Source organism: Streptomyces sp. NPDC002790, from assembly GCF_040295505.1.
GTDB lineage: Bacteria > Actinomycetota > Actinomycetes > Streptomycetales > Streptomycetaceae > Streptomyces.
The window spans coordinates 39,417-51,102 of the sequence record NZ_JBEOVM010000004.1 but is presented as its reverse complement, the minus strand read 5'-3'; the positions used below and the strand labels follow the sequence as shown (position 1 = coordinate 51,102).

Annotated in this window: 10 protein-coding genes and 1 pseudogene; 4 read left to right on the top strand and 7 right to left on the bottom strand. The window is 68.0% G+C overall.

The genetic code is table 11. The features are described from left to right. The first annotated feature begins 281 nt into the window (after positions 1-281). The 4 genes and pseudogenes from ABT004_RS03805 (at position 282) to ABT004_RS03790 (ending at position 2,997) form a co-directional block, all read left to right on the top strand. Positions 282-1,064: an enoyl-CoA hydratase/isomerase family protein gene (locus ABT004_RS03805; protein ID WP_351331220.1), complete on the top strand. Its 783-nt coding sequence runs from the start codon at positions 282-284 to the stop codon at positions 1,062-1,064. A gap of 87 nt (positions 1,065-1,151) precedes the next feature. After that, entirely contained in the window at positions 1,152-1,748 is a 597-nt protein-coding gene (locus ABT004_RS03800; protein WP_351331346.1) for an AbrB family transcriptional regulator, read from the top strand. Next, positions 1,730-2,236: pseudogene (locus ABT004_RS03795) on the top strand (AbrB family transcriptional regulator); the annotation flags it as partial. The gene ABT004_RS03800 and the pseudogene ABT004_RS03795, both read left to right, overlap by 19 nt. Before the next feature lie 68 nt (positions 2,237-2,304). Then, positions 2,305-2,997, top strand: coding sequence for a GntR family transcriptional regulator (locus tag ABT004_RS03790; RefSeq protein ID WP_351331219.1), 693 nt, complete (start codon positions 2,305-2,307; stop codon positions 2,995-2,997). Between the two features lie 50 nt (positions 2,998-3,047). Here ABT004_RS03790 and ABT004_RS03785 read toward each other — a convergent pair whose 3' ends face one another. The 7 genes from ABT004_RS03785 to ABT004_RS03755 form a co-directional block, all read right to left on the bottom strand. After that, entirely contained in the window at positions 3,048-3,998 is a 951-nt protein-coding gene (locus ABT004_RS03785) for an MBL fold metallo-hydrolase (RefSeq protein WP_351331218.1), read from the bottom strand. 73 nt (positions 3,999-4,071) lie between these two features. Further along, the gene (locus ABT004_RS03780; RefSeq protein ID WP_351331217.1) at positions 4,072-5,196 is read right to left on the bottom strand and encodes a Rossmann-fold NAD(P)-binding domain-containing protein; all 1,125 of its coding nucleotides are present in this window, start codon (positions 5,194-5,196) and stop codon (positions 4,072-4,074) included. Between the two features lie 167 nt (positions 5,197-5,363). Beyond that, complete coding sequence (locus tag ABT004_RS03775) at positions 5,364-6,218, bottom strand: N-acyl homoserine lactonase family protein (RefSeq protein ID WP_351331216.1); 855 nt, start codon at positions 6,216-6,218, stop codon at positions 5,364-5,366. A gap of 114 nt (positions 6,219-6,332) precedes the next feature. Then, a complete protein-coding gene (locus ABT004_RS03770) occupies positions 6,333-7,613 on the bottom strand; it encodes an MFS transporter (protein WP_351331215.1) in 1,281 nt (426 codons plus the stop codon). Between the two features lie 207 nt (positions 7,614-7,820). Continuing rightward, complete coding sequence (locus ABT004_RS03765) at positions 7,821-8,951, bottom strand: zinc-binding dehydrogenase (protein WP_351331214.1); 1,131 nt, start codon at positions 8,949-8,951, stop codon at positions 7,821-7,823. A gap of 66 nt (positions 8,952-9,017) precedes the next feature. Then, complete coding sequence (locus tag ABT004_RS03760; RefSeq protein ID WP_351331213.1) at positions 9,018-9,836, bottom strand: N-acyl homoserine lactonase family protein; 819 nt, start codon at positions 9,834-9,836, stop codon at positions 9,018-9,020. Positions 9,837-9,907: 71 nt separating this feature from the next. Then, positions 9,908-11,383: an aldehyde dehydrogenase family protein gene (locus tag ABT004_RS03755; protein WP_351331212.1), complete on the bottom strand. Its 1,476-nt coding sequence runs from the start codon at positions 11,381-11,383 to the stop codon at positions 9,908-9,910. Positions 11,384-11,686: the final 303 nt, after the last annotated feature.

The window sequence follows — 11,686 nt, the reverse complement described above, 5'->3', positions numbered from 1 at the left end:
TCCTTGTTCCGGTGTGCGGTACAGGCCGTGGGGCGGTTGCCCGCGTGGATGTGAGCGGCGGCGTGAGGTCCCGAACACGGCCCGGCGTCAGCTGCGATATATCATCTATCCTCTACCCCGGAGGGCGTCAACACTTCCCGCAGGGTGATAGCGACACCCACCCCCTGGAACCCACTCGGAGCCAGGAGATGGGGCGGCGAAGAGGAGACACGCGGCAGGAATATATTATAGAGTCACGGTGGGGAGATCCCGCCCCTCCCACCTGTGAAGGAGCAACACACATGGCCGACATCGAGTTCTCCATCCACGAAGGGGTGGGCACGATCACGCTCAACCGGCCCCACCGGAAGAACGCCTTCACCTTCGAAATGCTCCAGCAGTGGGCCGGCTTCTTGGACGAGGCCCAGTACAACGACGATGTCCGGGTGGTGCTCGTGACAGGCGCCGGCGGGGCCTTCTGTGCAGGCGTCGACCTCGACGGGTTCGCAACCGAGCGAGGTACGCCCTGGTCGGACAAGCGCATGCTCACCGACAAGGTCCACATCGTGGCGCGCGCCGTGGAGGCTTTCGACAAGCCCTACCTCGCCGCGCTTCCAGGCGTGGCGGTCGGCGCCGGACTCGACATGGCGCTGATGGCCGACATCCGACTCGCGGCGTCCGGCGCCCAACTGTCCGAGGGGTACATCCGGGTCGGTCTGCTCCCCGGAGACGGGGGCTGCCATCTGCTGCCCCGCCTGGTCGGTCGGGCCAAGGCACTTGAGCTGCTGTGGACAGGCGAGTTCGTCGATGCCGCGACTGCTCTTGAACTGGGCATGGTGAACCACGTCTACGCCGACGACGAATTCGAGGAGCGGGTCAGCGAGTTCGCAGCCCGGGTGGCCGCCGCTCCTCCGCTGGCCACCCGAATGATCAAGCGTGCGGTCGTACACGGCGAGTCGATGAGCTTCGCCGCCTCACTCGACCTCGTCTCCTCCCACCAGGCCGTCATCCAGTCGACCGAGGACTCGAAGGAAGCCATGAGCGCCTTCCGGGAGAAGCGTCACCCGAAGTACCACGGTCGTTGATCAACTGTGGCCCCCGATGTGTGCGACCGCGCGTGTGTGCGGCTGTGAAAGGAGAAGGGCGCCTTGCCCGCCAACGACCGCAACAAGATGAGCCAGCCACGGTTCTGGGCACTCCTCGTCTCCAGTTATGCGGTCGCCGCAGCCGTCCTGACACTCCTGAGAGTCCCGTCCGCCGCTCTGCTCGCCGGCGTGATCGCAGGCGCCGCGACCACCTTGATGACCGGCGGGGAACGCCGGCTCCCGGGCGGCATGCAGGGCTACGGTCTCGCAGTGGTCGGCGTCGCCGCCGGCTCGCAGATCGACGACGACGTAGTGCGGTTGGTGCTCGACGCTCCGGTCCAGATCATCGGATCCGTCCTGGTGACGCTCGCCGTCACGATGGCCTGCGGCCAACTGCTCCGCCTGGCCCCGGGTATCTCTGCCACGACGGCGGCGTTTGCCTCGATTGCCGGGGCCGCCTCCGGTGTGACGGGTGTGGTGCGCGAAGTGGGCGGGGACGACGCGGCTGTCATGGCGATCCAGTATCTGCGGGTGATCGCCGTCCTCGTCTCCGTCCCGCTGGCCGCCCACGTGCTGGGGGGGGCGGCCGGTCGACGGCTCAGGCGAGTACGCAGTCGCCGGAGACCGGCCTCGGCGACTGGTCCGGGGCCGCCTTCGCCGCCACCTGCCTGGTGGCCGGGATGATGCTCGCCAGCCGGATCTCGTTCAGCGGTTCACGGATCGTGCTGCCTCTGCTTGTCGCCACCGGCCTGTCCCTGTCAGGACTCTTCCCCAGCACAGCCGTCCCCCAGCCACTCCTGCTGCCCGGGTACGCCCTCATCGGCCTGGCGGCAGGGGTGTCGCTCTCCCCCGCCACGATGCGCCTGCTGGTGAAGTCCTTCCCGCTGATAGCCGGCCAGTTGCTCCTCGGGCTCGCCGGTTGCGCCCTGGCTGGGGCTCTGTTTGCCAAGGCCACAGCGATGAGTCAGCTCGATGGCTATCTGGCGTCAACTCCGGGTGGGCTACCTGCCGTGACCGCGATCGCCATCGGGTCCGGTGCCTCGGCCGGCGTGATCGTCACGGTCCAGTTGGTACGGGTTTTTGTCGCCCTGCTCCTGGCCTCGGTGCTCGGCTCGCTGTTCAGTCGGCGGGGAGGGGCGGGAGAGCAGGCTCCCGGGAGCACGACGAGCTGAGCCGCTCCGCGATCTCCTGTCCAGCATCTAGAATAGATAGTAGATTTCAACCCGAGGCGGGGATCCATATGCCCAAAGACGGCACAGGTAAGCCAGAGACCCTGGTCGCCTACACAACACGCAGCATCAAGACGGCCATTGCCGAGGGCCGGTTCCCTCCCGGATCGCGCTTGTCCCCCTCCGCGCTCGCCGCCGAGCTGGATGTCTCTCATATTCCCGTACGCGAGGCATTGAGGTCGCTCACCGCGAGCGGCTATATCGAGCACCGGCAGGCGCAGGGCTTCTTCACCCGCGAGCTCACCTCCAGCGACCTCTCGGACATTTACCGGCTCCGCGAGATCCTCGAGACCGAGGCCTACACCATGGCCGTCCCCAAGATCACTGATGGGGACGTCGAGGAAATGCGTCGCGTCAACGAGCTGATGAAGAAACACACCAGCCCTGATCACCGGCTCCAGTACCTCGACCTGAACCGGGAATTCCATTTCGTGGCGTTCGAGCGCACGGGGTCGGACCGGCTCCTGACTCTGCTGAATTACCTGTGGGACGTCGCCGCTCCCTACGGTGCGGCCGAACCGGTCGACAGTACCCGCAGCTACCGGCACCACCAGGCGATGATCAAAAAGTTCGCCGCCCGGGACACCGATGGTGTCATCGACGCCATGTCCGACCATCGTCAGGTCCGGCTGCGCCACATCGAGGAATGGGAGGGCGCCCGCACCCGGAAGAAGGCCGCCCCCGCCACGGGTTCGACAAGCTGAACGGCCCGTTGTGCCCGCCGCCGGCCCGTGAACCGGCCTTCCTCCTGCAATCACGCGGCAGCGGCCCGCCACACCGGCGGCTCGCCTTCCTCCAGGACCAGCCGGCCCACGTTGCTCAGGCGGGTCAGGTGTGCGTGGGTCTCCCCCAGCGCCGACCGGACGGCACGCGGGGCGAGTGAGTCGAACGGACGCGCCCAGCTCACCGCCCGGGCCACACTCCATACGGTGCGGTGCCCCAGGCCGACCAGCGTCTCGATCTCATCGAGCCGCTCTTCGTGGTGCGCGTCGAGTTCCTCCAGACGTGACCCGAGCCGATCGAACGACCACTCGTGACCAGGCAACGCGAGCGCGTCCCCGTACGGCGTGAGCCGGGCCACCGAGCGGCGGTAGTCCTCCAGCGGATCAGGCGCGGAGTTCGGCCTCCAGGACACGTTCGGGGTCACCCTCGGCAGGACGTGGTCCCCGGTGAACAGCATGTTGCGCTCCCCGTCGTGGAACACCAGGTGTCCAGGGGTGTGCCCGGGCGTGTGGATCGCCTTCAAGTGGCCGCCCGTACCGGGTACGGCGGCCCCGTCGAGCAGGGGCACGTCCGGCCATGCCGACGGCAGGTCGCCCATCAACTGCTCCCGGTCCGACAGCATTTCGTCCTGTCGCCCACGCGGCACGTCACAGCGCCGCAGCCAACTCTCGATGTCGATCACGCGGCGGCGGCGCGCCTTCTCGGTGCGAGCGATCTGCACCTGCTCCGCCGGGTGCATACCGATCCACGCGCCGGTGTGCCGGTGCACGCGCTCGGCAAGTCCGTAGTGGTCGGGGTGGGCGTGCGTGACGACGACACCGGCCAGCTCGTCCAGGCTGCCGCCCGCGCGGGTCAGCGCCGCACAGAACAGCTCCCAGCCCTCGTCGGTGTCCCATCCGAGGTCGACCGCGACGAAGCCGGTCTCGTAGCGCAACAGATAGGAGAAGGAGTAGCCCAGCGGGCTGGGGAACGGCAGGGCCATGCGCCACAGTCCGGGGGCGAGCGCGGACGGCCCGAGGCGCGACAGGTCCGCGCGTGAGGGGCCGGGCGCCGCGTCAGCGGGCCGGGGGCCGCCGCCAGGATTCCCCGGGCCCGGTGGGGTGGCGGTAGATGTGGGCATACCTGAAGGGCTGGCCCGCGGGCCGGGGCCCGTCGTCGCGCGTCCGCCGCCACCAGTCGATGAGCTGGTCTTCCTGGGCGTAGTCGAAGGGGTCACCTAGCTGTTCCTCGATCTCGTTGATGTCGGTGTCGGACGCGCTGAGCAGCGAGTCGACGGTCTGCTGGAGCGCCGACGCCGCGTCGTAGCGGTCCTCGTAGCCCAGGTCCGACCGGATCCGCTCGCCCAGCACCACCCGATGCTGCTGCCCCCCGCGGTAGTACGGGTGCGCCGGCGTGGCCACGTCGTAGGGCAGGTCGACCAGTTCCACGTCGACGCCCATGTAGCGCGCGATCCACTCGATGCGCTGCCGGACCTCATACGTCTCACGGTCGGTCACCACGTACGACGCGCCGTCGGCCGTCTCGGGCCGGTCGACGGCCAGGAGGGGCGCCAGGCCCACGTTTCGCACAAAAGCCCGCGACTCCAGCCGCCTCCCACCGTCGGGCACCACGATGTGGCGTCGCCCGTCACGCAGCCGGCGCACGATCGACCACTCCGGGGAGCCGGGCTGGCGAGGGCCGTAGAGCGTCGGATAGGCGATGTACGTCGCCCGGAACGCTCCCTCGGCGCGCGCCGCCGCCAACCCGCGGGCGGCTTCGGCCACTCGGAGTCCGAGGCGGTCCCCCTCGCCGTCGGTCCTGAAGTGGCGTGCCTCCTCGCGCACCAGGGCCGGTCGACCGAGAGGCCCCCAACGTGTGTCCTCCACCCGCGCGAGCGGGCTCATGAGGCCACCTATGGCGACGAGGTGGCCGGTGCGGTGCCGAAAGTGCTGGGTGATGTGGCGCAGCCTCCCGTACTGGGCGACCACCACATCGAACTCCCGCCCGCCGAGCGCCTCGGCCAGGGTCTCGGCGAAATGAGGGTCCCCGTGAAGGTGTCGGACCTCCGGCGGCAGATCGTCGACCTCGTGCCGACCGCTGTGGAAGACCGTGGTGTCGAAACCGCGTTCGCGCAGCCCGCGCACCACGTCCGGCCCGGTCGGGCCGGTGCCGCCGATCACCAGGGCGGTCCGTCCAGTCATGTGCCTCACCTCGATCCTCGCCGGTCGGCCGAGCCCTTCTGCGGATCTCGACACGTAGTCCCCCACACACACCAGTATATATTCTCTACTATCGACTGTCAGGTAGTGCACGGTACGTGCGCGTCCGCGGCACGGAGAGCGCACCGCGGACGCGGGGTGACAGTGCGTCAGACCCTGATGTCCGGATGTGCCACCCCGGCGCCGAGAGACCGCGGCGCCGTACTCGCGGACACGGGGGCGAGGAGGTCGAAGCAGTCACGCTCCACCTCCTCGTAACGCTTCGCGACCTCCGGGTCGTGCCCTGGCACAACGTCGGTAACGGGCCGTGCGTCGAGTTCCCGCAGCCATGTGTACGCGTCGTACATGCCGACGAGGTCGGTGAAGAGGTAGAAGGGCCGGTCCTGACGCACCTCGTCGTAGTAGTGCATGGCGTCCGAGGCCAGCACCACTTGTCGAGTGCCCCCGGACACCTCAGTGACGAGCTGCCCGGGGGTGTGACCAGGAAGGCGGGTGAGCAGAACCTCGGGTGTGAGCTGCTGCTCGTCATCCAGGAGCCATAGCCGCCCGGAGGCATGAAGGGCCTGCACCGCGTCGAGGTCCGGCGGTTCGACCGGCCAGGAGAAGGCCGGCCGATCGCGGTACTGGCCGGTCCAGTAGTCGTACTCGGCCCGGGCCATGTGGAACGTCGCCCGGGGGAACAGGCCGGTGTTGCCGACATGGTCGAAGTGCATGTGTGTCAGCACCACGTGGTCGACGGACTCCAAGGACGTACCCATCCGGGCCAGCAGCTCCTCGGCGGGTGTGTCGATCCGGCGGTCGCGGATCGCCGCCGTGCCGGTGCTGAAGCCGCAGTCCACGACAACGGTCTTGGTGGGAGTGCGGACGAGCCAGAAGAAGTAGTCCATCCCCACGGCGTCGTCGGGTTCGCCGTAGAGGCCGTGGTGGTAGTACACCTCGCTCGCCCTGCGGCCGGGGCTGCTGCTGTAGCGCAGGGCGTGCACGGAGACATGCGGTACGGACATGTGAGCCCTCTCATCAAGTACGAACATCGGAGGCGGCCTGTTCAGGCATGGCTGTCCGGGACGGATACGGAGGGTCGCTGACATCACGTACCCCGGCAGGCCCCGAACGCCGCCTCAGGTCTCCCGGTCCAGGCTCAACTTGTGGTTGTCCCGGCTGGCGATGACCGCCCCAAGCGTCAGCGCAGCGGAAACCGTCATCATGACGGCGACGATCACCCACGAATCCGTGGCGCCGCTCAGGGCCGTGGCCACTGCGGGTGTGCACCCGCCGGCGAAGGCGATGTTGATCTGATAGGCCAACGACAGCCCCGTGTAGCGCACCCCGGTACCGAAGAGCTCGGACAGGAAGGTGGCGAGCGGGCCGTAGATGAAGCCGACGAACACCAGTGCCACGCTGATGGCGAGCAGGCTCAACGCCGTCGAACCGGACATCAGCAGCGGGAAGTACGCGAACCCCCAGATCAGCAACCCGACCGCGCCTACGATCATCGGCAGCCTGCGGCCCACCTTGTCCGACCACCAACCACTCCCGACGAGACCCGCCAGGTGGAAGATCTGACCGATCGTTATCAGGGTCAGCAGGGAAGAGGCGGAAACATCCGACTCGCCGGTGACGTACGGGACGCTGAAGACCTTGACGACCTGAGCGGATACATTCATGCCCGTGGGCACCAGCACCGCGATCAGAACCGCCCGTCGGTGCCTGCGGAAGACCTCGCGCAGCGGGCTCTTGACGATCTGGCCCTTCTCCACCGCCGCCTTCATGACGGGTGTCTCCGCGATACGCCGACGCATGTAGAGCCCGAGAAGCAGCAACACTGCGCTGAGCAGGAAGGGCACACGCCATCCCCACGCCTTGAACTGTTCATCGGAGGTGACGGCGGTCAGCACCGCCAGTGTCCCGGAGGCCAACAGAACGCCGCCGGACACGGCGCACGTCGTCAGCGAACCGTAGAACCCCCGCTTGCCCGTGTCGTGGGCGTGTTCGACCACCATCACGACCGCGCCACCGAACTCGCCGCCCGCGCCCAGCCCCTGCACGATGCGCAGGACGACGAGCAGGATCGGCGCCGCGACACCGATCGTCCCGTACGTCGGGAGTACGCCGATCAGCACGGTGGCCGAGGCCATGATGACGAAGGTGGCGACCAGGACGCGCTGCCGGCCGTGCTTGTCACCCATGTGTCCGAAGAGCAGGCCGCCCAGCGGGCGGACGAGGAATCCGACAGCGTACGTCGAGAGCGCCATCATCATGCCGAGGACTTTGTTGCCACTCGGGAAGAAGAGCTCGTCGAAGACGAGGCCGGCGACGGTCGCGAAGACGACGAAGTCGAAGAACTCGACCACCGACCCGACCATCGAAGTGACCACGACTCTGCGGCGCTGTTTCCGCACCGCGGGGTCCTCGTGCACTGGATTCGTCGGAGGGCTTATAGCCTCATTCGCCCCAGCATTCGTCATTGAACACTCCTTGTCGCAGGTCTTCGATGACCCTGTTTCAGGTCCACCGGAGGTACGAGCACCCGACGGGAGCCGGCCGGCACGGCCGGCAGGGCGTTCCGTTCAAGGTGCGAGGTGATGCGCCGAGGCCGTCTCCGGCGTCTACGGGTTCGGCAACAGGACTTCGCGCATCACCGCTCCACGGTCGAGCAGGTCGAGAGCCCCGTTGAGGTCGTCGAAGGCCAGCGTTCCGCTCATCAGTCGGTCGACGGGCATGCGGCCCTCTTGGAAGTACTTCATGTACCGCGGTATGTCGCCGATGGCGTTTCCGCTGCCCATGAACGAGCCGCGCATGACCTTCTCCTCGGCGACCAGGCGGGTGTGCGGGTACCGGTAGGTGTCCTCCATCACTCCCAGCCCGACGCCCACGATCTCGCCGCCGCGTCGCGTGATGTCGAAAGCGGTGGCGACCGCCGGTTCGCTGCCCGACACCTCGAAGGCGAAGTCCACGCCGCCACCGGTCAGGTCCTTCACCTTCTCGGCCAGGCCCGCCTCGCGGGCCGACAGAGTGTGGGTGCACCCGAGTTCGCGGGCGAGAGGGAACTTCTCCTCAACGAGGTCGACTCCGATGATCTCGGATGCCCCGGAGAGCCGTGCGGCCATGACCGCGCTGAGTCCGACTCCCCCGAGTCCGATGATCGCGACGCTGCGGCCCGGGGGCACCTGCGCCGCATTGAAGACCGCTCCGGCGCCGGTCACCACTCCGCAGCCGAACAGGGCCGCCACGTCGAGTGGGATGTCCGGATCGACACGGATCAACGCGTCAGGCATCACGACCGCGTACTGGGCGAAGCAGGACAGCCCGCTGTAGTGGTACAGGGCATCACCGTTCAGACTCAACCTCCGCTCCCCGTTGGGCAGTAGCCCCTGCGCGCGTGCGGAGCCGCTCCCCTCGCACAAGTTGGGCCGGTTCTGTCCGCACGTACGACAGCGGCCGCACCCAGGTGCGCCGGACATCACCACGTGGTCGCCTACGGACAGCCCTTTTACCCCAGGGCCGGTCTCGCGCACGATGCCCGCGCCTTCGTGGCCGCCCACCACGGGGAGCTTCCGCTTCCGCTGGCCGGCCACCTGCGACAGGTCGGAGTGGCACAGCCCGCCGGCCCGAACCTCGATGAGGACCTCGCCCTGTCCCGGCCCCTCCAGCTCGACCTCCTCGATCGCGAACGGCCGTGATTGTGCATAGGGCTTGGGGAGCCCCTGTTCGGCCATGACGGCAGCGATCATGCGCATGCAACACTTCCTTCTCTCTGACGGTGTGGATTCGGGACGCCGCGACTCAACAGGGCCGCTCACGCCTCACACCGGCTCTCCTTGCGCGGGCGCCACGGGCAGCCTCAGATCCGCACAGTCGTCGTCGACCCTGGTGAACCGCCGCATGACATCCGGGTCATGGCCGGCCACGACGGAAACACCGGGCTGTACGGCGAGTTCGTTGAGATAGGCGTAGCCCTTGTGCATGCCTTCGAGGTCGCAAAACACCCAGAAGGGCCGGTCGCGCTCCATCTCCTCGTACCAGTGCAGCGCGTCCGAGGCGAGAACGACGCGGGCGCCGGCGGCCGCCACCTCCGTGATGAGCTGTCCCGGTGTGTGGCCCCGGATCGGTGTGACGGTGATACCCGGGAACAGTTCCTCGACCCCGTCGACCAGGCGGACCCGGCCCTCCCGTTGCAAACCGATGAGCGTTTGCACCTCGGCCTGTTCCGTGTGCGGGGCGAAGAACGGCCGGTCCGCGAACGGCCCGGTCCAAAAGGCGAGTTCGTCCCGGCTCACGCTGAACGTCGCGTTGGGAAAGAGCCCGAGGTTACCGATGTGGTCGAAGTGCAGGTGCGAGGCGATCACGTGGTCGACATCCCCCGGCCGGACCCCGAAGCGGGCCAGCAGCTGCAAGGGGTGATGGGATTGCCGGTAGCCGCGTGCGCGGGCACGCACGTCGTCGTAACCGCAGTCGACAAGCACGGTTCGTTCGCCATTGCGCAACAGCCAGAAGTAGAAATCCGCGACCAGCGGTTCGTCGGGTTCGCCGTACGTTCCGTAGTGCAGGTACTTGGCGGCCTTGCTGGTGTCTGCCGACCCGTAGCGCAGCGCGTACGCCTCGTACTCCTCAAGACTGGACACGTGGGCCCCCTCGTTCGCTTCGGCTCTGCGGGACCGGCCGCCGCAGGCGGCTCCGTCGGACCCGTGCTGTACTACGCGTTCACCGGCCACTGGACGGTGACCGGCTCCAGGAACTCCCGGATGCCGGCCTCGCCGCGTTCCCGGCCGATACCGCTGGCCTTCCAGCCGCCGTTGGGCGCGTCGGTCCGAACCGGTGCTCCCCCGTTGAAGGTCACCAGGCCGGCCTCCAGTCGGGGAGCCAGCCCCATCGCCTCGTCGTGCGGGCCGAAGACACTGGCATGGAGACCGAACTTGGAGGCATTGGCGAGGGCGACGGCCTCGTCGACGTCGTCGTAGGACTGCACCGTGGCAACTGGGCCGAAGATCTCCTCCTGATTGATCTCGGCGTCGTTCGACAGGCCGCCGATCAGGGTGGGCCGGACGTACCAGCCGCGGTCACTGTCGGGCAGCGGTCCCTGCGCCAGCAGGTGCCCGCCGTCCTTCAACGCGGTGTCGATGAATCCCTGTACGCGTGCCCGGTGCTGCTTACTGATGACGGGGCCCACGAGTGTTGCGGGGTCCTGCGGGTCACCCACCGCGACCTTGCCGTAGAACTTCCGGCTCGCCTCGACGAAGGCGTCCATACGGCTGCGGTGGACGAGGATGCGGGTCGGCGACGCGCACCCCTGCCCCGCGTTCCTCAGGTATCGGCTGTGCAGGTCCGCCACCACGGCAGCCGGGTCGACCGATGGCAGAACGATCGCTGCCGACTTCCCGCCGAGTTCGAGCACCACGCCGCGCAGCCCCTCGGCGGCGCTCTTCATCACGGCGGTACCCGCCGGAACCGAGCCGGTGAAGGAAACCTTGGCGACCTCCGGACGGCGGATCAACTCCTGCGCGGTCTCCACGCCACCGGCCAGGACACTGACGGCATCCGGCGGGAAGCCGGCCTCGTCCAGCCAGCGACCGAACCTGAGGAGGGTGAGCGGAGAGTTGGGCGAGGAAAGCAAGACGCTGGGACAGCCGGCGGCGAACGCCGAACCAATCTTCATCGCGGCGAACACGAGCGGGTAGTTGTAGGCCGCGATTCCGGCGACCACACCGACCGGCCGGTACAGGACCATCGCCTCGTTGTCGGGCGGCCCCGGCTCACGCCCCAGGTACTCGGTCCGGTCCTTCAGCGTCGCTTCCGCCAGCCAGCGGAGAATCCTGACCGGCGTACCGACGTGCAGGCCCCTGGCCGTGGAGACGGGGGTCCCCACCTCGGCGACCAGGCTGGCGAGGATGTCGTCGGTGTGTGCCTCCAGCACGTCGGCCAGTCGTCGCAGGCAGGCGGACCGCTCCTCCGGACTACCCAGCTCGCCCCTGTCGAAAGCGCCACGCGCGGCCTGTACCGCACGCCGCACCTGTTCGGCGTCGGCGGAGCCGACCTCTGCGATCAGTTCCTCGGTCGCCGGGTTGTACACCGGGATCGGCTCTCCGCGCCCCGGCTCGAATGAACTCCCGATCCTCAGATCGAACTGCCGGTCTGCTCCAGCGGTCTGCTGCGAGGCCATCGTGACGATCACGAACCTTCCATTGCGGCGTGTGAGAACTGGCGAGGGCGCGGCCCTGCGAACGGCGCGCGGAGCGGGTGCAGTTCGGCCTCCCGGCCGACGGCAGCGGTCGCGCTCCCTCGGGGAGGTGTCTCGCGGGATGCGGACGGCCAACGTCATGACTAGTTGCACCCTGTGGCCCGCGTCACCTACGAACATGCAGATATTCCATCTGTTCGACAGAGTTGTAAACCCCCTGAGTCAACTTCCCTCGCGAACCCTTGCGACCGCGGCAACAGGTCGGATGTCTGGCTTTCTGAGCAGGTAGCGACATCA